The 19,155-nt window shown below is 59.6% G+C and carries 18 protein-coding genes; 7 read left to right on the top strand and 11 right to left on the bottom strand.

Annotation, left to right across the window (positions count from 1 at the left end):
• The first annotated feature begins 4 nt into the window (after window positions 1–4).
• The 3 genes from ACIPIN_RS14340 to ACIPIN_RS14330 are packed head-to-tail and all read left to right on the top strand — an operon-like array spanning window position 5 to window position 1,699.
• Window positions 5–790, top strand: coding sequence for an AzlC family ABC transporter permease (locus tag ACIPIN_RS14340; RefSeq protein WP_401119688.1), 786 nt, complete (start codon window positions 5–7; stop codon window positions 788–790).
• 1 nt (window position 791) lies between these two features.
• The gene (locus tag ACIPIN_RS14335) at window positions 792–1,118 is read left to right on the top strand and encodes an AzlD domain-containing protein (RefSeq protein ID WP_401119686.1); all 327 of its coding nucleotides are present in this window, start codon (window positions 792–794) and stop codon (window positions 1,116–1,118) included.
• Complete coding sequence (locus ACIPIN_RS14330; RefSeq protein ID WP_401119684.1) at window positions 1,115–1,699, top strand: RBBP9/YdeN family alpha/beta hydrolase; 585 nt, start codon at window positions 1,115–1,117, stop codon at window positions 1,697–1,699. Before ACIPIN_RS14335 ends, ACIPIN_RS14330 begins: the two co-directional genes overlap by 4 nt.
• 546 nt (window positions 1,700–2,245) lie before the next feature.
• Here the strand turns inward: ACIPIN_RS14330 and ACIPIN_RS14325 are convergent.
• From ACIPIN_RS14325 to ACIPIN_RS14285, 9 genes are all read right to left on the bottom strand, one after another.
• The gene (locus tag ACIPIN_RS14325) at window positions 2,246–2,995 is read right to left on the bottom strand and encodes a helix-turn-helix transcriptional regulator (protein ID WP_401119682.1); all 750 of its coding nucleotides are present in this window, start codon (window positions 2,993–2,995) and stop codon (window positions 2,246–2,248) included.
• A gap of 232 nt (window positions 2,996–3,227) precedes the next feature.
• Window positions 3,228–3,755, bottom strand: coding sequence for an inorganic diphosphatase (gene ppa, locus ACIPIN_RS14320; protein WP_123423475.1), 528 nt, complete (start codon window positions 3,753–3,755; stop codon window positions 3,228–3,230).
• 111 nt (window positions 3,756–3,866) lie between these two features.
• On the bottom strand, window positions 3,867–4,679 hold the full coding sequence (locus ACIPIN_RS14315) for a zinc-dependent peptidase (protein WP_401119681.1): 813 nt from the start codon (window positions 4,677–4,679) through the stop codon (window positions 3,867–3,869).
• A 6-nt stretch (window positions 4,680–4,685) separates the two neighbouring features.
• The gene (locus ACIPIN_RS14310; RefSeq protein WP_401119679.1) at window positions 4,686–5,342 is read right to left on the bottom strand and encodes a DedA family protein; all 657 of its coding nucleotides are present in this window, start codon (window positions 5,340–5,342) and stop codon (window positions 4,686–4,688) included.
• Window positions 5,343–5,626: 284 nt separating this feature from the next.
• Window positions 5,627–6,088: a GNAT family N-acetyltransferase gene (locus tag ACIPIN_RS14305; RefSeq protein ID WP_401119678.1), complete on the bottom strand. Its 462-nt coding sequence runs from the start codon at window positions 6,086–6,088 to the stop codon at window positions 5,627–5,629.
• Window positions 6,089–6,216: 128 nt separating this feature from the next.
• The gene (gene eutC, locus ACIPIN_RS14300) at window positions 6,217–7,041 is read right to left on the bottom strand and encodes an ethanolamine ammonia-lyase subunit EutC (RefSeq protein ID WP_401119676.1); all 825 of its coding nucleotides are present in this window, start codon (window positions 7,039–7,041) and stop codon (window positions 6,217–6,219) included.
• Window positions 7,042–7,052: 11 nt separating this feature from the next.
• On the bottom strand, window positions 7,053–8,447 hold the full coding sequence (locus tag ACIPIN_RS14295; RefSeq protein WP_401119675.1) for an ethanolamine ammonia-lyase subunit EutB: 1,395 nt from the start codon (window positions 8,445–8,447) through the stop codon (window positions 7,053–7,055).
• A gap of 140 nt (window positions 8,448–8,587) precedes the next feature.
• Window positions 8,588–9,958 carry an ethanolamine permease gene (gene eat / locus ACIPIN_RS14290; RefSeq protein WP_401119673.1) on the bottom strand — a complete coding sequence of 457 codons (1,371 nt, stop codon included), beginning with the start codon at window positions 9,956–9,958 and terminating at the stop codon, window positions 8,588–8,590.
• A gap of 290 nt (window positions 9,959–10,248) precedes the next feature.
• Entirely contained in the window at window positions 10,249–11,769 is a 1,521-nt protein-coding gene (locus ACIPIN_RS14285) for an aldehyde dehydrogenase family protein (RefSeq protein WP_401119672.1), read from the bottom strand.
• Between the two features lie 450 nt (window positions 11,770–12,219).
• On the opposite strand from ACIPIN_RS14285, the gene ACIPIN_RS14280 reads away from it, so the two are divergent.
• The 4 genes from ACIPIN_RS14280 (at window position 12,220) to ACIPIN_RS14265 (ending at window position 16,575) form a co-directional block, all read left to right on the top strand.
• Window positions 12,220–14,136 carry a sigma-54-dependent Fis family transcriptional regulator gene (locus ACIPIN_RS14280; RefSeq protein ID WP_401119670.1) on the top strand — a complete coding sequence of 639 codons (1,917 nt, stop codon included), beginning with the start codon at window positions 12,220–12,222 and terminating at the stop codon, window positions 14,134–14,136.
• 183 nt (window positions 14,137–14,319) lie between these two features.
• The gene (mpl, locus tag ACIPIN_RS14275; protein ID WP_401119669.1) at window positions 14,320–15,669 is read left to right on the top strand and encodes a UDP-N-acetylmuramate:L-alanyl-gamma-D-glutamyl-meso-diaminopimelate ligase; all 1,350 of its coding nucleotides are present in this window, start codon (window positions 14,320–14,322) and stop codon (window positions 15,667–15,669) included.
• Window positions 15,666–16,298: a flavin prenyltransferase UbiX gene (gene ubiX, locus ACIPIN_RS14270; RefSeq protein ID WP_401119667.1), complete on the top strand. Its 633-nt coding sequence runs from the start codon at window positions 15,666–15,668 to the stop codon at window positions 16,296–16,298. The genes mpl and ubiX overlap by 4 nt, the downstream gene beginning before the upstream one ends.
• Window positions 16,291–16,575, top strand: a complete 285-nt coding sequence (locus tag ACIPIN_RS14265; RefSeq protein WP_123584516.1) for a YceK/YidQ family lipoprotein — start codon at window positions 16,291–16,293, stop codon at window positions 16,573–16,575. Before ubiX ends, ACIPIN_RS14265 begins: the two co-directional genes overlap by 8 nt.
• Before the next feature lie 159 nt (window positions 16,576–16,734).
• On the opposite strand, the gene ACIPIN_RS14260 is transcribed toward ACIPIN_RS14265, so the two are convergent.
• On the bottom strand, window positions 16,735–17,376 hold the full coding sequence (locus ACIPIN_RS14260; protein WP_401119665.1) for an oxidoreductase: 642 nt from the start codon (window positions 17,374–17,376) through the stop codon (window positions 16,735–16,737).
• A 27-nt stretch (window positions 17,377–17,403) separates the two neighbouring features.
• Window positions 17,404–19,122, bottom strand: a complete 1,719-nt coding sequence (locus tag ACIPIN_RS14255; protein ID WP_401119664.1) for a C13 family peptidase — start codon at window positions 19,120–19,122, stop codon at window positions 17,404–17,406.
• Window positions 19,123–19,155: the final 33 nt, after the last annotated feature.

Genomic DNA, 19,155 nt, shown 5'->3' with positions numbered 1-19,155 from the left:
TGACATGACCAACAAAGAGTCATTTGTGCAGGATGTGGCGGTTGCGGTTTCATCCGTCGACCTTGATGCCTCGCCCGCGCCCACCCGGCGAGAAGAGTTGATTGCCGGGGCGAGGGCCATGACGCCGTTCCTGATCTCGGCTTTCCCCATGGGCCTGCTGGGCGGTGCCTTCGGCATGACCAGCGGCCTGGGTGAAGCCAAGACCCTGGCGCTGGCCATGGTGTTGAACTCCGGAACCGTGCAATTTATTGCCATCAAGTTACTGCAACAGGATGCTGCGGCGTCGGTATTGTTATTGACCGGCCTGGTGCTCAGCCTGCGTTTGTTGATCTACAGCACAGTGCTGCGTTCAAGCACCCGCTACCTGTCGCAGCGCTGGCGCGCTGTGTTGGCGTTCGGCATGATCGACGCGGTCTTTTTCGTGTTGCTTGAGCGCTTCAAGAAAAAGCAGGATGCCTATCTTGGTTGGCAGTGGTTCTACTGCGGCGCTTCACTTGCCATGTACCTGAACTGGATGGTGGCGACCGTTATTGGTATTGCAATCGGCGCTTCATTGCCCGACCTGATTCAACATGGATTGGATTTCCCGATGATTGCCGTTTTTGTCGCCATGTTGGCCTCTACGCTAGTCAACTGGAAAGTCTGGGCCACCGTGACCTGTGCCGGCATTATCGCACTGCTTTTTGTCGGGTTACCTTACAACCTGGGCCTGTTGGTTGCGACCGTGGGGGGCGCGGCGATGGGCGTGCTCTGTGAAATGCTGGAAAAACGTCGCGCCAAGGAGGTTTGAAATGAGTACCTGGATCTTGATTTTCGGCTTGGGTCTTTGCACCTTTCTGCCTCGTTACCTGCCTCTGGTGCTCTGGGGGCAACGAGAGCTGCCGCCGCTGGCCAGGACCGTGCTGGGCGCCGTGCCGCCGGCGGTGCTGGCGGCGCTGGTGGTTCCAGCGATGCTGGTGCCCACGGGCACAACGCTTGATACCAGCCTGGAAAATCCTTATCTGCTGGGGTCATTGGCTGTTTTTATGCTGTTCTTCCTGACTCGGCGCATGTTGTTGTCGAGTTTCATCGGTGTGCTGGTGTTTTTTGCAGCCCAATGGTTCTTTGGTGGCGTATGAATGCTTTTAAAGGGGAAAAGAAGATGGCAGTCAGCGTATTGATCTTGCCGGGATTGTTCAATTCGGGTGAAACACATTGGCAGTCACAGTGGGAGCGGCAGTTTTCAAGCTTGCGCAGGGTTGAGCAGCAGGACTGGGAAACGCCAGTCGCTGAGGATTGGATTGAGCGCCTGAATGAGGAAATAGCTGCAGCTGACGGGGAAGTCGTGCTGGTGGCCCACAGCCTGGCTTGTACCCTAATCACCCGCTGGGCGCAGCAGTATCCCAAAGCGCACAAGGTACGTGGCGCATTGCTGGTGGCTCCTAGTGATACTGAAGCGGATAGCTATCCGCCTGGTACCACAGGTTTTGTGCCGATGTCGACGCAACGCCTGCCTTTTCCAACGATCATGGTGGCGAGTACGGACGACCCGTACGTTACCCATGACCGAGCCAAGGCCTTCGCCCAGGCTTGGGGCAGTGAATTGGTCTGGGTGGAAAATGCCGGCCATATCAACGGCCAAACCGGATATGGACCCTGGCCCGAAGGCGTTGAGTTAATGTCCAAACTGACGGGCGACCCGCAGTTTCAGCTTAAGTAGCCCTCACGGGTCTGGCTATGGCAGTGGGATCACCAACGTTCGCGGTAGAGGCCCAAGACTTTGCCACTCGTGGTAGCAAACGAATCCGGTCAGATTTTCGATTTGTTCCGGATTCAGCTTAATCGTTCTTTTTCGCCAGGTGTCCGCTTTCCCCCAGCCGTCCCCCCACTCCATCGTCGATGGGGTGGAGTTTGATCGAACAGCATCAGATAGGGAAATAGCTGTAACCCCCGGAATAGCTAAGCTATCAGGTGGATTCTCGGATGGGACAGGATTATTTCGGGCATTAAAAAGCCGGCTTGTGGCCGGCTTCTCGGGGACTGGCTTGGTTTATTTTTGGTAAACCGTACCAGCCTTCAAAACGTACACCCGGATCTTGCGTCCGGCTGTGGGACTTGGCGAGAAAGTCATCTGCCTTGTCGGTGCGATCGGACCGGCGTAGGCGGGTCGATGCAAATGTGGGGCGCAGCATACTGATTTTTTTGGGGAATTCCCAGCCTGAAGTGCTGCCCAGAGCGTTGTGCTGCTTAAAAGGGCGGTGCGGTTTCAACTGAACGGCACCGGTGGCCGCTGTTTGTTCAGCGTGGACCACCAGAAAACCCAGCCGAGGATTTCGATGTTTTGTGCTTCGATCTCTTTGGCGCTGAAGATTTCGTCGGGGTAGCCACCGCTGTTGTGGCTGCGCAGTCGCAGAGCGCCGGCGGGGAGGCGGTGCAGGTATTTGATGCGCAGCATGCCGGCGTGTTCGAGGGCGTAGATCTGGCCGTCGACGACTTGGGTCAGGCTGCGGTCGATGGCCAGGGTTGAGCCGTCTTCGATTTTCTCCGACATGCTGTCGCCGACCATCGGCACGCAGATGGCCTGGGCCGGCTCGACTTCCAGGCTTTCGAGGTAGTGTCGTGGCAGGCGGATGAATTCGCCGGGTATTTCGGCGACCTGGGTGTCGCTGGCGCCGGGCGCTGTGGGGACTTCTTTATACAGCGGGATTTCTATATCGGCCGAGTCGACGTTCACGGTGTACACGCCACGTGTTTCTTGTGCGTCGAAAACATTGCCGGTCTGATCGGCAAGTTGGCTCGGACCTGGGTGCATGGGGCCTTCGCCGTTGAGCAGCCAAAGGCTGTTGACGCTCAACAGACGGGCGATTTCGTCCATTCGCGGGTAGGGGACGCCGCGGATATACCAGTTGTTCACGTGCTGGGGCTCGACGTTGCAGAAGGCTGCGAATTCCGTCGGGGTGATGTTCACCGCTTTCAGGAGCGCTTTGAAGCGTGGGCCGCATTTGTGCTTTTTCATGAATACGGAGTTTACGGGCCGGGGTGGCCGGATTAAATAAACAACCGGATCAATTTTCGCGGGAATATTCTGGTGTAGTGCAGGATATTGTTAGTTCATATTAAACATGTCTAAACGTTAGACTTTGTTTCATTAAACGCTCTGTTTATTTTGATGTTTTAACGCTCATAAAAAAACCCCGGATAACCGGGGTTTCTCTTGAAGCTTGCCGCTAGAAGCTTACCGCTGCTTCTCAGCCTTTATAGGCAGCAACCGACTTCATGATCGCGGCGCGAGCGGCATCTGCGCCGTCCCAGCCTTCGATCTTCACCCATTTGCCTTTTTCGAGATCTTTGTAGTTCGCAAAGAAGTGCTCGATCTGCTGGATCAGCAGCGGTGGCAGGTCGGTGTATTCCTTCACGTCGACGTACAGCTGGGACAGCTTGTCGTGTGGAACTGCGATGACTTTAGCGTCGCCGCCGCCGTCGTCGGTCATGTTCAGGATGCCGACTGGACGCGCGCGGATCACCGAGCCTGGAGCAACCGGGTAAGGGGTCACGACCAGCACGTCGAGGGGATCACCGTCGTCCGCCAGGGTGTTCGGGATGTAACCGTAGTTGGCCGGGTAGAACATTGGGGTGGCCATGAAACGGTCAACGAACAGGCAATCGCTGTCTTTGTCGATTTCGTATTTGATCGGCGCGTGGTTGGCCGGAATCTCGATCGCGACGTAGATGTCGTTCGGCAGGTCTTTGCCAGCCGGAATCTTGCTGTAGCTCATTGGGCGGTGCCCCCGTAAGTGGCCAAATGACTTGGCCGGATTGACCAAAAAGTGGCGGCGATTATAGGCATATTCCGTCGCCGACGCCATGTGCCAGAGGTCGTATAGACCCTAGTCGTGTGCCTGATAAGCCGGATGTTCGGCGTGCAGTCGCGTAAGCCTGGCCAGTGGGTCCTGGCGGTAAAACAGCTGCAGTTGCTGATAGACCTGTGGATAAGTTGCGTGCAGTAAATCCGGGGCGCTGAAGAAGTACTCGCTGGTGACCGCGAAGAACTCGGCCGGATTTTCCGCCGCGTAAGGGTCGATCGGAGTGTCGGTGTGCGGGTGGCGATCCAGTTGGCGATTAAGGTCGTCGTAGGCATGCTGCATGACCTTCGCCCAATCGCTGACGCGCATGTCGCCGTGGAGCGGCGGCAAACCGTTGGCATTGCCATTGAGCATGTCGAGTTTGTGCGCCAGTTCGTGGATCACCAGGTTGTAGCCTTCCCAGCCGCCACTGGCCATCACGCCCGGCCAGGCCAGAATGATCGGTCCCTGTTGCCAGGCTTCGCCGCTGTGCTCGCCCTTCCATTCATGCTCGACGCCGCTGGCATCGCGATGGCGCTGCGGGCTGAGGAAGTCGTCGGGGTAGAGCACGATTTCGTGGAAACCCTGATACCAGTTCAGGTCGCCCAGGTGCAGCAGCGGCAATTGCGCTTGCGCGGCAAGCAGCAGGCGTTGTTCCTGGTGCAGTTCAACGCCGGGCAGGCAGGTCAGGTGTTTGTCTTGCAGGAAAAGCACGGCGGCCTCGCGCAGCCACTGATCTTCGGCCTCGCTGAGGCCGTCGAGAAAACTCAGGTGTTGGCGCACCCGCTGCCAGGTTTCATCGGCAACGGGGTGCTTGGCCAGCGTGCGCTGGCGGCGCCAGGCATTCAGGAACCACATGGACGCTCAGCGCGATTCGGCTTTGGAGCTCGCGTTGGCCAGGCGATTGCGGATCAAGCTAATGATCATCGGCAGCAGTGACAGCAGGATGATGCCCACCACCAGCAGCGACAGGTTCTTCTTGATGAATGGCACGTTACCGAAGAAATAACCCAAGGTCACCAGGCCACCGACCCAGAGGATGGTGCCGAACACGCTGAAGGCGAAGAAGCGCGGGTAAGGCATTTTGCCTACGCCGGCGACGAACGGTGCGAAGGTCCGGATGATCGGCAGGAAACGCGCCAGGGTCACGGTCTTGCCGCCATGCTTGTCATAGAAGTCATGGGTTTGCTGCAGGTAATCGCGACGGAAGATCTTCGAGTTCGGATTGCTGAACAACTTTTCGCCGGCCGTTCGCCCGACGAGGTAGTTGGTGCTGTCACCGAGAATCGCCGCCAGCATCAGCAAGCCGCCCAGCAGCACCGGGTCCATGCCGCCACCAGCCGCTACTGCGCCAGCGATGAAGAGCAACGAATCGCCCGGCAGGAAAGGCATCACTACCAGGCCGGTTTCGCAGAAAATCACCATAAACAGGATGGCGTAGATCCATGGCCCGTAGTTGGTCACCAGCATGTCGAGGTAGACGTCGAGATGCAGGATTAGGTCGATCGGGTTGAAATCCATGGTGGGCACCTGTGGTAATGACCCGACTCAGCAGGCCTGTGCGAATGTATTGGAAAATTAGGCTACAGGACCGTGGAGTTATTCTTACAGCCCGTGAGGCTCTGGATTATACGGACTGAAAGGTGAAAAGCGTGTCGAGTTTGTAGCGAGGGATTTCCAAGTCGGATCGGTGGTTCCGCACTGAACCTTGTGGGAGCGAGCTTGCTCGCGATTCAGACGCCTCGGTGTGTCAGTCATACCGAGGCGATGCTATCGCGAGCAAGCTCGCTCCCACAGAGTCTGGATCAGAGCTCTTCGCTGATCGGCAAGACGTAGTTCTTGAACTCGGTGTCTTCGCGAAAACCGATGGATTCGTAGGTTTTCTGCGCCACTTTGTTGTCGCTGCTGGTGGACACGCGCATGCGGACAGCCTGGGTTTCCTTGGCCATTTTCTTTGCGGTGCGCATCAGGTTATCGGCGACCAATTGGCGGCGGGCGTCTTCGGCGACGTAGATGTCGTTGAGGATCCACACGCGCTTGAGCGACAGCGACGAAAAGCTTGGGTACAGCTGACAAAAGCCCAGCAGTTTGTTGTCGTCATCATCGGGCAGGGCCAGATAGATCACCGACTCTTTGCGCCGCAGGCGCTTTTCCAGAAAGGCCCGGGACGAGTCCGGGTAAGCCAGCGAGCCATAAAACTCGCGGTACTTGACGAACAAGGGCGTCAGAAGGTCCAGGTGCTCGAGGGTTGCTTGAGTAATCCGCATGCTAGACCTCAACTTCAAGTAGATAGGACGACAGTTTCCAGTGGATACGATGGCAATCGGTTCACTACTCGGACAGCCGTTCGTCGACTCTGCCTGAAAGCGGATCAAAAACGCAATTCGAATACGGGTCAGGCATCCGGCGGACTCAGTAGGAAATTTCCTTTCATATCAGCGTCATCTTTCGACCCAAGAGTCTGGACCTGGGCTTCGTCCTTCAGGTTGACCCCCGACAACTGCCGCCGACAGGCCTCACGCATCAAGTAAAGCAAACGGTGTGCCGCCATGCCATAGCTCAAACCTTCGAGCCGGACATTGGAAATACAGTTGCGATAGGCGTCCGTCAGGCCGACCTTTGGATTATAGGTGAAATACAAGCCGAGACTGTCTGGCGAGCTGAGGCCAGGGCGTTCGCCGATCAGGATCACGACCATTTTTGCGCCGAGCAATTCGCCGATTTCGTCAGCCACGGCGACACGGCCCTGTTCCACCAGAATCACTGGCGACAGCGACCAGCCTTCGGCCTGGGTCTGTTCCTCCATGCGCGCCAGAAACGGCAAGGTGTGCCGATGCACCGCCAGCGCCGACAGGCCGTCTGCCACGACTACCGCCAGATCAACGCCGCCCGGGTTGGCCGAAGCGTGTTCGCGCAGCTTTTGCGCGGACTCGTCACTCAGCTTGCGGCCCAGGTCTGGCCGTTGCAGATAACTGTGGCGATCAGTGGCGGCGCTGTGCAGCAGCAGACTGTCGCGCCCGCGCTCAGCCAATTGCGCGTTCAGCCCGACGTGATCGAAGGGCAGGTGCACGGCATCGCGGGCCTCGGCGTGGGCGTATTGGAAATCCAGTTGCGCGCTGGTCGGCATACTGGTGCCGGTACGACCCAGAGCGATGCGTGCCGGGGTCAGGCGGCGCAGTCCCAGCCAGGGGTTTTGCGGGTCGACAGTTGGTTTATCCATCAGCAGATTGCTCATCCCAGTTGCGCCATGGCCTGGCGGAAGGCCGGCGGCAGGTTGTTGCCGAAATGCACTTTGCCATCACCTTGGGTGAAGATGCCCATTTTCGCCAGCCACCTCTCGAACTCCGGCGCCGGTTTCAGGCCCAGGGTCTGGCGTGCGTAGAGCGCGTCGTGGAACGAGGTGGTCTGGTAGTTGAGCATGATGTCGTCGGAGCCGGGAATGCCCATGATGAAGTTGATCCCGGCCACGCCCAGCAGCGTCAGCAGGGTGTCCATGTCGTCCTGATCGGCTTCGGCGTGGTTGGTGTAGCAGATGTCGCAGCCCATCGGTACGCCAAGCAATTTGCCGCAGAAGTGGTCTTCGAGGCCGGCGCGGATGATCTGTTTGCCGTTGTAGAGGTATTCCGGGCCGATGAAACCGACCACGGTGTTTACCAGAAACGGCTTGAAGTGCCGTGCCACGGCATAGGCGCGGGTTTCACAGGTTTGCTGGTCGATGCCGTGGTGGGCGTTGGCTGACAGCGCGCTGCCCTGGCCTGTTTCGAAGTACATCAGGTTTTGCCCCAGCGTGCCGCGATTGAGGCTCAAACCGGCGTCGTAACCTTCCTGCAGCACGCTCAGGCTGATGCCGAAACTGGCGTTGGCCGCTTCGGTTCCGGCGATCGACTGGAACACCAGATCCAACGGCACGCCACGGTTGATCGCCTCGATGGAGGTGGTGACGTGGGTCAGTACGCAGGCTTGGGTCGGGATTTCGTAGCGCTGGATCACCGCGTCGAGCATTTCCAGCATGGCGCAGATCGAGGCGATGCTGTCGGTGGCCGGGTTGATGCCGATCATCGCGTCACCGTTGCCGTAGAGCAGGCCGTCGAGAATGCTCGCGGCGATGCCGGCCGGTTCGTCGGTGGGGTGGTTGGGTTGCAGGCGGGTCGACAGGCGGCCGCGCAGACCCATGGTGCCGCGAAACTGTGTCACCACGCGGATTTTCTGTGCCACCAGCACCAGGTCCTGCACGCGCATGATCTTCGACACGGCGGCAGCCATTTCCGGGGTCAGGCCGGGGGCGAGGGCACGCAGGCTGTGTTCGTCGGCCGCATCGCTGAGCAGCCAGTCGCGAAAACCGCCGACGGTCAGGTGGCTGACAGGCGCAAAGGCGCTGGCGTTGTGGGTGTCGATGATCAGTCGGGTGACTTCATCGGATTCGTAAGGGATCAGTACTTCTTGCAGGAAATGCTTGAGCGGGATGTCAGCCAAGGTCATTTGCGCGGCAACCCGTTCGCCATCATTCAGGGCGGCGACGCCGGCCAGAAAATCCCCGGAGCGCGCCGGGCTGGCCTTGGCCATGACTTCCTTGAGGCCGTCGAAACGGTAGGTCCGGGCGCCGACGGTATGGGCAAATGCAGCCATGAGCGGTGTCCTCCTGGTTCAATAAATGACTCAAATGCACCTCTGAACCCATGTGGGAGCGGGCTTGCTCGCTCCCACACTGGGTCTCAGTGCACTTCAATAATGCATGCGCCGGGCCATTCGCCCGGCGCAGGTGCACGTTATATACCGGTGAGCATCGCGTCCGCCGGTGCGTCGAAGCGCTGTTTGGCGGTCAGTTGGAAGTAGATGAAGCCTGCCACCATGAAGCCGAGGAAAATCATCCCGATCAAGGCGTTGAACCAGGCCATCGCCACCAGGCAGACCACCGCCAGGAACAGCGCAATGCCCGGCACGATCGGATAACCCGGGGCGCGGAAGGTGCGCTCCAGGTTCGGCTCGGTTTTACGCAGTTTGAACAGGCTGAGCATACTGATGATGTACATCACGATGGCGCCGAACACCGACATGGTGATCATCGCCGCCGTCAGGGTCATGCCTTGCAGATTCACCAGGCCGTCGCTGTAGATTGCCGCGATACCGATCACGCCGCCGGCGAGAATCGCCCGGTGCGGGGTCTGGAAACGCGAGAGCTTGGCCAGGCTGCGAGGCAGATAACCGGCGCGAGCGAGGGCGAAGAACTGTCGCGAGTAACCCAGGATGATCCCGTGGAAGCTTGCTACCAGACCGAACAGGCCGATCCACACCAGCATGTGCATCCAGCTGGAGTTATTGCCGACCACGGCTTTCATCGCCTGAGGCAGCGGGTCGTTGATGTTCGCCAGTTGACGCCAGTCGCCCACGCCGCCGGCCATGACCATCACGCCCATCGCCAGGAACACCAGGGTCAGGATGCCGCTGACATAGGCCTTGGGAATCGTACGTTTCGGATCCTTGGCTTCTTCGGCAGCCATGGCCGCGCCTTCGATGGCGAGGAAGAACCAGATAGCAAACGGTATCGCCGCAAACATCCCGGGAATCGAGCCCATCGTAAACTCGCTTGAACCCGACCAGCCATTGAGCACGAAGTTGCTGAAGCTGAAGCCCGGTGCAACCACGCCCATGAACACCAGCAACTCGGCCACCGCCAGAACGGTCACCACCAGTTCGAAGGTCGCGGCAATGCTGACGCCGAGGATGTTCAGGCCCATGAACACGAAGTAGGCGCCGACCGCGGCGATTTTCGGGTCCAGATCCGGGTATTGCACGTTCAGGTAGGCGCCGATGGCCATTGCAATGGCCGGTGGTGCAAAGACGAACTCGATCAGCGTGGCGATCCCGGCGATCAAGCCGCCTTTCTCACCGAAGGCCCGTCGGCTGTAGGCAAAAGGCCCACCAGCGTGGGGAATCGCGGTGGTGAGTTCAGTGAAACTGAAGATGAAGCAGGTGTACATCGTTGCCACCATCAACGAGGTGACGAGAAACCCCAGGGTGCCTGCGGTGCCCCAGCCGTAACTCCAGCCGAAGTATTCGCCGGAAATCACCAGGCCGACGGCAATGCCCCACAGGTGCAGGGTGCCGAGTGTGGGTTTGAGCGTGGTTGTCGAAGTCATAAGTCCTCTCTGCTTTTTATTGTTTGATCTGTTGGACTTTCGGGTACGGCGGTTTGGGTGGACGCTGTTCACGCAGCGGTTTATCTGTCGAGCGGGCACGCAAAGCCCGTGCCAGAGCGGCGGGGCGATGTTCTGTGTGTCATTTAGGACGCCATCGCGAGCAAGCTCGCTCCCACAGGGTTATGTGGTGAATACACTTTTGGGACTGACCCAAATCCAATGTGGGAGCGAGCTTGCTCGCGATAGCCATTTGAAGGGCGACACAGAAATACCTGTATCGCCCCCGGTTTTTAGAAGAAGCCCAATGGATTAATGTCGTAGCTCACCAGCAGGTTTTTGGTCTGCTGGTAGTGGTCGAGCATCATTTTGTGGGTTTCACGACCGACACCGGACTTCTTGTAACCACCGAATGCGGCGTGGGCCGGGTACAGGTGGTAGCAGTTGGTCCAAACACGACCGGCCTTGATCGCCCGGCCCATGCGGTAGGCGCGGTTGATGTCGCGGGTCCAGAGGCCGGCGCCCAGGCCGAACTCGGTATCGTTGGCAATCGCCAGGGCTTCGGCTTCGTCCTTGAAGGTGGTGATGCTCACCACCGGGCCAAAGATTTCTTCCTGGAACACGCGCATTTTGTTGGTGCCCTTGAGCAGGGTCGGCTGGATGTAATACCCGGTCGCCAGGTTGCCCTCGAGTTTTTCCACCTTGCCGCCAGTCAGCAGTTCGGCGCCTTCGCCTTTGGCGATTTCCAGATAGGAGAGGATTTTGTCGAATTGCTGCTCGGATGCCTGGGCGCCGACCATGGTGTCGGTGTCCAGAGGGTCGCCACGTTTGATTTGCAGAACTTTCTTCATCACCACTTTCATGAAGTCGTCGTAGATCGACTCTTGCACCAGTGCGCGGGACGGGCAGGTGCAGACTTCGCCCTGGTTGAAGAACGCCAGCACCAGGCCTTCAGCGGCTTTCTCGATGAAGGTCGGTTCGGCTTGCATGATGTCGGCGAAGAAGATGTTCGGCGATTTACCGCCCAGTTCCACGGTGGACGGAATGATGTTTTCGGCAGCACATTTCATGATGTGCGAGCCGACCGGAGTCGAGCCGGTGAAAGCGATTTTGGCGATGCGTTTGCTGGTGGCCAGGGCTTCACCGGCTTCTTTGCCGAAACCTTGCACCACGTTCAGTACGCCGGGCGGCAGCAGGTCACCGATCAGTTCCAGCAGTACGGTAATGCCCAGCGGGGTTTGCTCGGCGGGCTTGAGCACCACGCAGTTACCGGCGGCCAGCGCTGGAGCGAGTTTCCAGGCCGCCATCAGGATCGGGAAGTTCCACGGGATGATCTGCGCGACCACGCCCAGTGGTTCGTGAATGTGATAAGCCACGGTGTTGCCGTCGATTTCGGCGGCGCTGCCTTCCTGAGCACGCAGGCAACCGGCGAAGTAGCGGAAATGGTCAGCGGCCAGCGGGATGTCGGCGTTGAGGGTTTCACGTACGGCTTTGCCGTTGTCCCAGCTTTCGGTAATCGCCAGGACTTCCAGGTTTTGTTCGATGCGGTCGGCGATTTTCAGCAGCACCAGCGAGCGTGCCTGAGCAGACGTGCTGCCCCAGGCATCGGCGGCGGCGTGGGCAGCGTCCAGGGCTTTTTCGATGTCTTCGGCCGTGGAACGGGGGAATTCGGCAATCGGTTGGCCGTTGACCGGCGAGGTGTTGGTGAAGTACTGACCTTTGACAGGCGCGACGAATTCGCCGCCGATGTAGTTGCCGTATTTACTCTTGAACGAAACGATAGCGCCTTCAGTACCTGGGTGAGCGTAACGCATGGTGAGTATCTCCTTGGCTTTTGTGCTTATAAGGGAGTACGCGCGGTGAGCGCTTGAGAAGCGTAGAGCAAAGGTCGGGCCAGTGCTTTGCAGGTCAGGTAAATCAATGGCTTACGGACTTTTTGAGCGTTGCCGGAACAGGGCGTGTGACAGATTCGGTACAGGTGCTGTGACAGTTTGTACCGCTTGTGGCACAGCCTGTGACCTGGCGGTCAGGCCGACATTGCAATACTCGCGGAGCTGGAGGATGCTCGGCCTCACGCGATTGCTTTGCTTCGCTTTTGTAGCAGCTGCCGAAGGCTGCGTTCGAGGGCGAAGCGCTCGCAATCTGGTTGGTCGCGGTTGTTCAGTGAGAGGCGGGATTCAGATTTACGACCGCTTCGCGGCCGGACGCAGCCTGCGGCAGCTGCTACGGGAACGAGCCAGGCCCTACGGGGAGAATAATAAGAAATGCACAGCAACCATTTGAGTCGCCATGCCCAGCAAGTCTTGACCGTGACCCAAGGCAAATCCCATTTGCACGGTCCGGGCAGCGATCCGTCCATCGCCCGTTCCTGGCTGCGTTGCCTTGAGGACTATCACCTCGACCCGGCCCTGACCATGGCGCCGACGGTGCTTGAACACGGTCGTGTGCTGGAGAGTCGCGAGCGTTTGCAGCAAGTCCTGCACATCGCCGGCGGCGAAATGACCAGCCTGCATCAACAACTCTCCGGTGCCGGCCACGCGGTGCTGTTGACCGACGCCCGCGGGGTGATCCTCAACTGCGTCACCGCGCCCGCCGAACGGAAGATTTTCGAGCGCGCCGGTCTCTGGCTCGGTGCCGACTGGAGTGAAGCCTGCGAAGGCACCAACGGCATCGGCACCTGCCTGGTGGAACGTCAGTCGCTGACCATCCACCAGGACGAGCATTTTCGGGGGCGTCATACAGGCCTGACCTGTTCGGCGAGCCCGGTGTTCGACCCGCACGGCGAACTGCTGGCGGTACTCGACGTTTCGTCGGCGCGCCACGATGTCTCGCGCCAGAGCCAGTTCCACACCATGGCGCTGGTCAACCTCTCGGCGAAGATGATCGAGAGCTGCTATTTCCTGCGTTACTTCGACAATCAATGGCTGTTGCGCTTTCACTTGCAGGCCGAGTCGGTCGGGCTGTTCAGCGAGGGGCTGCTGGCGTTCGACGGAGACGGACGCATAAGTGCGGTCAATCAGAGTGCTCTGAACCTGCTGGGGCATATTCGTGGCGGGTTGTTGGGCAAACCGGTCGAGGCATTTTTCGATTGCTCGCTGGACGAACTGCTGGGGCGCGCGAGCGTCAATGCCAGCGCCAGTTGGCCGCTGCGCACTCATGACGGACGGGTGTTGTTTGCGCTGTTGCGCGGCCAGCCGCGCAGCGTGCCGACCCCGGTGGTGCAAACTCCTATGCTTGCCGAGCGCCCAGTGCTTGCGGGCATTTGTCTGGGGGATGAAGGGCTGCAGGCTGATTTTCGTAAAGCCTTGCGGGTCTTCGAGCGTGATGTGCCACTGTTGATCAACGGTGAAACCGGCTCGGGTAAAGAGGCCTTCGCCAAAGCGGTGCATCAGGCCAGTCAGCGCGCAGAAAAAGCCTTCGTCGCGCTCAATTGTGCGGCGATCCCGGAAAGCCTGATCGAGAGCGAACTGTTCGGTTATCGCGGCGGCAGTTTCACCGGTGCGCGCAAAGAGGGCATGCGCGGCAAGTTGCAGCAGGCCGATGGCGGCACGCTGTTCCTCGACGAGATTGGTGACATGCCGCTGGCCTTGCAGACGCGGCTATTGAGGGTGCTGGAAGATCGACTGGTGGTGCCGATCGGTGGCGAGCCGCAGGCGGTCAATGTGCGGATCATCAGCGCCACTCACCGCAATTTGCTGGAGCGCGTGCAGGACGGCAGTTTCCGCGAGGATTTGTACTACCGCCTCAATGGCCTGGAAATCGCCTTGCCGGCATTGCGCGAACGCAGCGACAAGTCCCAGTTACTCGATTTTTTACTGGCTGAAGAGTCGGGCGGGGAGGCGGTACTGATTGACGCTGCGGCGCGACAGGCGCTGCTCGACTTCGCCTGGCCGGGCAACGTGCGGCAGTTGCGCAACGTGTTGCGGACTTTGGCGGCGTTGTGTGAAGACGGGCGGATCGGGGTTGAGGATTTGCCGGTGATGATTCGCCAGGGGCGGCCGGTACTTGCGCTGGTGCAGGCGGACGAGGTGTCCGAATATCCTCTGGACGATGCCGAACGTCTGGCCTTGCTCAATGCCCTAGAGCAGCAACGTTGGCACATGACCCATACCGCTGAGCAGTTGGGTGTCAGCCGTAATACGCTTTATAGAAAGCTGCGCAAACACGGAATAGCGCGGTAGAGCTGCACCACAAAACCGTAGGAGCAAGGCTTGCCCGCGATGGCCACGACGCGGTCCTTCTGGCATACCGCGTTATCGTTCATCGCGGGCAAGCCTTGCTCCTACAGGGTTTAGATCGTCAGCTAAAGAGTGCGATTTTTCCCACCCTACGCTAACCTGCCTCGATGTTTTACGAGGTTGACTATGCACATTCATATTCTGGGTATTTGCGGCACTTTCATGGGTTCGATGGCAGTCCTGGCCAAAGAACTGGGCCATCACGTGACCGGCTCCGATGCCAACGTCTACCCGCCGATGAGTACGCAGTTACAGGCGCAGGGCATCGAGCTGACGCAAGGCTATGATCCCGCACAACTCGATCCGGCCCCGGATCTGGTGGTGATCGGCAATGCCATGTCGCGCGGCAACCCTGCGGTCGAATACGTCTTGAACAAAGGCCTGCCGTACGTCTCCGGTCCGCAATGGCTGGCCGATCACGTGCTGCAAGGTCGCTGGGTGTTGGCCGTTGCCGGCACCCACGGCAAAACCACCACCAGCAGCATGCTTGCCTGGGTACTGGAGCACGCGGGCATGAGCCCGGGCTTTTTGATTGGTGGTGTGCCGCAGAACTTCTCGGTGTCGGCGCGTCTGGGCGACACGCCGTTCTTTGTCATCGAAGCCGATGAATATGACAGCGCCTTCTTCGACAAGCGTTCGAAATTCGTTCACTACCGTCCGCGTACCGCGATCCTCAATAACCTTGAGTTCGATCACGCCGACATCTTCCCCGATCTGCCGGCCATCGAGCGGCAGTTCCACCATTTGGTGCGGACCATTCCGAGTGAAGGCCTGGTGATTCACCCAACCACCGAACCTGCGTTGCAGCGCGTTATCGACATGGGCTGCTGGACCCCGGTGCAAACCACCGGTGCGGGCGGGCAGTGGCAGGTCAAGTTGCTTAGCGAAGACGGCTCGAAGTTTGAAGTGATGTTCGAAGGTGTTGCCCAAGGCGTGGTCGAGTGGGACATGACCGGCCAGCACAACGTTGCCAACGCCTTGGCCACTCTGGCTGCTGCACGGCATGTGGGCGTGGTTCCGAGTATGGGCATTGCTGCGTTGAGCGCGTTCAAGAGCGTCAAGCGTCGCATGGAAAAAGTCGCTGAAGTTCACGGCGTCACCATCTATGACGACTTCGCTCACCACCCGACTGCCATTGCGGCCACCCTCGACGGTCTGCGCAAACGGATCGGCGACGCGCCGTTGATCGCGATCATCGAACCGCGCTCCAACTCGATGAAGCTCGGCGCGCACCGTGACGGTTTGCCACAAAGCGTGGTCGATGCCGATCAGGTGATCTGGTACGCGCCGGCCAATCTCGGCTGGGACTTGCCCGCCGTTGCTGCGCTGTGCACCGTGCCGTCGATTGTCTGTGATTCGCTGGACGGCATCATCGAGCACGTGAAGCACCAGGCCAAACCCGGCACTCACGTGGTGATCATGAGTAACGGCGGCTTCGGCGGCCTGCACGGCAAACTGGCCGAGGCGCTTAAATGAGTAACGGTCCGGATCGCATCACGCTGGCCATGACCGGCGCTTCCGGCGCCCAGTACGGTTTGCGCCTGCTCGATTGTCTGGTGCGCGAAGACCGTGAGGTGCACTTCCTGATTTCCAAGGCGGCGCAACTGGTGATGGCGACCGAGACCGACGTCACGCTGCCGTCGAAGCCGCAGCTGATGCAGGCTTTCCTCACCGAATACACCGGCGCTGCTGCCGGGCAGATTCGGGTGTACGGCAAGGAAGACTGGATGTCGCCAGTGGCCTCGGGCTCCGGCTCGCCGGCCGCGATGGTGGTGGTGCCGTGCTCGACCGGGACCTTGTCGGCGATCGCCACGGGCGCTTGCAACAACCTGATCGAACGCGCCGCCGATGTGACGTTGAAAGAGCGTCGGCAATTGATCCTGGTGCCACGTGAGGCGCCGTATTCAAGCATTCACCTGGAAAACATGCTCAAGCTGTCGAACATGGGCGTGACCATTCTGCCGGCCTCGCCGGGCTTCTATCACCAGCCGCAGACCATCGATGATCTGGTGGATTTCGTTGTGGCGCGGATTCTCAATCTGTTGAACATCCCGCAAGACATGCTGCCGCGTTGGGGCGAGCACCACTTGAGCAGCGATGAATAAGTTATTGAGTCTGCTGCTCGCCCTGCAATTGGGCGGCTGTGCCACCGCGCGCACATTGGACGCTGCCAAGCCCGGTGCACCGGTGGTGTATTCGGGAATGCGCCTTGATCTGTATGCGCTGGACGGTGGTTGCTGCGCCAAGGATCGTTTTGGCGCCGAAGCACCGAGTTACCCCGGCATCGACCTGCCAGCCAGTGCACTGCTCGACACGCTGCTGTTGCCGCTGTCGGTGTTGACGGTGTTGGGTGTGGGGTTTCAGGCGACGGGCGGGTTGTAGCGCTCGGCTTTGAATCGGTGTTGCGCCCTTCGCGAGCAAGCCCGCTCCCACATTGGATCTTCAGCGAATGCAAATTATGTGTACGCCGCCGATCAAATGTGGGAGCGGGCTTGCTCCGGGCGGCGTTCCGACGAAGGCGTCCTGTCAGACGCCGCAATATTATTTGCCGAGCTTGCGCAACTCGTCGGACTCGACAATCCGCACGCCATCCTGTTCTTCCAGCGCCAGGCGCCACATGGCACGGGCCAGTTGGCAGGCTTCGATGCCGCGGTATTTGCCGGGAATCAGTTTGGACAGTGGCCCCGCCAGTTGTTCGGCGAGTCGCGGCTCAAGGCGATCGCCCAGCAGCAGGGAAGGCCGGCAGATGGTCAGTTGCGGCCAGTTCTGGGCCTTCAAGGCATATTCCATTTCGCCTTTGACTCTGTTGTAGAGCACCGAGGATCTCCGATCGGCGCCGATGGCGCTAATCACGATCAGATGCCGTGCACCCATCTCCCGGGCGCGTTTGCCGAGGGCCACGACCAAGTCTAAGTCCACCGCCCGAAAGGCTTGCTCGGAACCGGCCTTTTTGATGGTAGTGCCCAGACAGCAGAAAGCGAGATCGACGCGGCCGCTGAGTTGTGGGAGAAACACAGCCGGATCGCCGACCGGGTTTTCCAGATGAGGATGTTCAGCCAGTGGTCGGCGTGACGGTGCCAGTACGCGGCTGATGGTCGGCTCGTTGAGCAGCCGATCGAGTAAGTGTTCACCGGTCAGACCGGTGGCTCCAGCGAGCAATACATGCTGAGGCGTCAAGTACATAATGTTTCCCCCTTGATACTGTTCAGCTTAGTTGCTCTTTGCTTCCTTGCTGGTTAAAGCGGCACTTTGTAGTGCCTTGCGTGCTTGCTGCTTGCGCAGTAATTGCCAATGCGCCAACACCCCTTTAGGCGCCCAGATCTGTGGTTCGGATGCCTCGAAGTTGTCTGCCAGTTCGCGCTCGGCGACGATGCCCTTGGCCAGTTTGAACGCCTGCTCGAGATCGTCGGTCTGGTTCAGTGCCTGGACGAACAACGCATCGCCAAAGTAGGTGAAGTCAGCTTCTTCCGAGCAACCGAACGACACTCGGTCGGCGCGCGATGCGGTCATGATCAGCGTGCGTTCGTCTTTGAGTGCCGGGATAAAACCACCGGAGTAGCAGGCAGAAATCACGATGATCTTGTCGCGGTTTTTCAGCGGCGCGAGGACTGCGGCCAATTCGTCGGCCGGCAAATCGGCCAGCTCCATGCGCGGTTGGTCGAGTACCAGTTCATGTTCACGGGTGCCGTGGCTGGTCAGGTAGATGAACACCAGATCTTCCGGTCCGCTGCGTTCGGCCAGGGTCAGGGCGGCACGGCGCAGGTTCTCGCGCGTGGCCATTGGCCGGTCGCCGAGATGATCGCGATGGTTGACCAGGCGGATCTGGCCGTAGGCGCCGAAGCGGCTGGCGAGCATGTTGCTGACGTAGTCGGACTCGCGCAGAAACACACTCTGTTTACCGTCGCCGCCCACTGTCAGGGTGTATAGCTCGATCGCCGGGGTCGAGGCGGGCACATTGGCCAGCGCTTCTTCGAGCAAACGCCCTTGCGCCAGCAAGCCCAGCTCGAGGGTGTCCGGCAGCAACTTGCCATTGGCATCGCGTACACGCTGACCGTTGATCCAGTCGCCGCTTTGCACCGTGCCATCGGTCAGCACCAGCGTGCCGTGCCCCTGATAGCTGTCGTTGTCGAACTCGCCAATGTAAAAGCTGCCGTCAGCCAGGTTCAAACGGCCTTGACCTGTGAAGCGCCAATCACTGAACTGGCCGATGTAGTGGCTGTTATCGGCGCCAATCAATTCGCCTTTGCCGTTCAGCGCGCCTTCCTTGAACTGGCCGACCCACACGTCGCCGTCGGCGTTCTCGTAGCGGCCCTTGCCGTTTAGCTGATTCTGTTTGAAACCACCGACGTAGCTGTCGCCCTCGGCACTGCTGAAGGTGCCGTTGCCTTCCAGCTGGCCGTCGACGAAATTCCCGGTGAACTGGTTGCCGCTGGCATCGCCGCGTTGGCCTTCACCGTTGGGTTTGCCATTGGTGAACTGACCCTGATACTGGCTACCGTCTTCAAGTTCGAGGCGACCCAGGCCGGAATATTGATCGGCCTTGAACTCGCCGCGGTAGGTCATGCCGTCTTCTTTGAGGGTGCCTTCACCGTCGCGCCGACCGAGTTTGAAACTGCCGGTGTAGCTGTTGCCATTGGTTGTCAGCGTGCCTTGGCCATGGAACAGCCCCTGCTGGAATTCACCGCGGTAGACCTCGCCGTTGCTGCCGTGCCATTCGCCCTGACCGTGCCACTGGCCCTTATCGAACTGACCGGCGTACCAGCTGCCGTTCGGGTAGTCGATCCGGCCCTGTCCTTGCAGTAACCCATTGACCAGATCCCCCCGATAGCGGCCGCCATCGGGCAGGCGTGCGTCAGGCGGCAACAGCGATTCGCCGTCACCACACGCGGTGAGCAACAGGGTCAGAACAAGAGGTACAAGTGAGCGCATAGCGGGATCCGGGCAATTAGGCGAGGGAGTATG

The sequence above is a fragment of the Pseudomonas sp. NPDC087697 genome, assembly GCF_044743155.1.
Lineage (GTDB): Bacteria > Pseudomonadota > Gammaproteobacteria > Pseudomonadales > Pseudomonadaceae > Aquipseudomonas.
The sequence above is the reverse complement of the archived record's forward strand: the minus strand, read 5'-3'. Positions and strand labels throughout refer to the sequence as shown.

What these genes read in the sequence shown, in the direction of transcription:
- ACIPIN_RS14340 (WP_401119688.1), top strand. Translation starts at nt 5, where the DNA reads ATGACCAACAAAGAGTCATTTGTGCAGGATGTGGCGGTTGCGGTTTCA.
- ACIPIN_RS14335 (WP_401119686.1), top strand. Translation starts at nt 792, where the DNA reads ATGAGTACCTGGATCTTGATTTTCGGCTTGGGTCTTTGCACCTTTCTG.
- ACIPIN_RS14330 (WP_401119684.1), top strand. Translation starts at nt 1,115, where the DNA reads ATGAATGCTTTTAAAGGGGAAAAGAAGATGGCAGTCAGCGTATTGATC.
- ACIPIN_RS14325 (WP_401119682.1), bottom strand. Translation starts at nt 2,995, where the DNA reads ATGAAAAAGCACAAATGCGGCCCACGCTTCAAAGCGCTCCTGAAAGCG.
- ppa (WP_123423475.1), bottom strand. Translation starts at nt 3,755, where the DNA reads ATGAGCTACAGCAAGATTCCGGCTGGCAAAGACCTGCCGAACGACATC.
- ACIPIN_RS14315 (WP_401119681.1), bottom strand. Translation starts at nt 4,679, where the DNA reads ATGTGGTTCCTGAATGCCTGGCGCCGCCAGCGCACGCTGGCCAAGCAC.
- ACIPIN_RS14310 (WP_401119679.1), bottom strand. Translation starts at nt 5,342, where the DNA reads ATGGATTTCAACCCGATCGACCTAATCCTGCATCTCGACGTCTACCTC.
- ACIPIN_RS14305 (WP_401119678.1), bottom strand. Translation starts at nt 6,088, where the DNA reads ATGCGGATTACTCAAGCAACCCTCGAGCACCTGGACCTTCTGACGCCC.
- eutC (WP_401119676.1), bottom strand. Translation starts at nt 7,041, where the DNA reads ATGGATAAACCAACTGTCGACCCGCAAAACCCCTGGCTGGGACTGCGC.
- ACIPIN_RS14295 (WP_401119675.1), bottom strand. Translation starts at nt 8,447, where the DNA reads ATGGCTGCATTTGCCCATACCGTCGGCGCCCGGACCTACCGTTTCGAC.
- eat (WP_401119673.1), bottom strand. Translation starts at nt 9,958, where the DNA reads ATGACTTCGACAACCACGCTCAAACCCACACTCGGCACCCTGCACCTG.
- ACIPIN_RS14285 (WP_401119672.1), bottom strand. Translation starts at nt 11,769, where the DNA reads ATGCGTTACGCTCACCCAGGTACTGAAGGCGCTATCGTTTCGTTCAAG.
- ACIPIN_RS14280 (WP_401119670.1), top strand. Translation starts at nt 12,220, where the DNA reads ATGCACAGCAACCATTTGAGTCGCCATGCCCAGCAAGTCTTGACCGTG.
- mpl (WP_401119669.1), top strand. Translation starts at nt 14,320, where the DNA reads ATGCACATTCATATTCTGGGTATTTGCGGCACTTTCATGGGTTCGATG.
- ubiX (WP_401119667.1), top strand. Translation starts at nt 15,666, where the DNA reads ATGAGTAACGGTCCGGATCGCATCACGCTGGCCATGACCGGCGCTTCC.
- ACIPIN_RS14265 (WP_123584516.1), top strand. Translation starts at nt 16,291, where the DNA reads ATGAATAAGTTATTGAGTCTGCTGCTCGCCCTGCAATTGGGCGGCTGT.
- ACIPIN_RS14260 (WP_401119665.1), bottom strand. Translation starts at nt 17,376, where the DNA reads ATGTACTTGACGCCTCAGCATGTATTGCTCGCTGGAGCCACCGGTCTG.
- ACIPIN_RS14255 (WP_401119664.1), bottom strand. Translation starts at nt 19,122, where the DNA reads ATGCGCTCACTTGTACCTCTTGTTCTGACCCTGTTGCTCACCGCGTGT.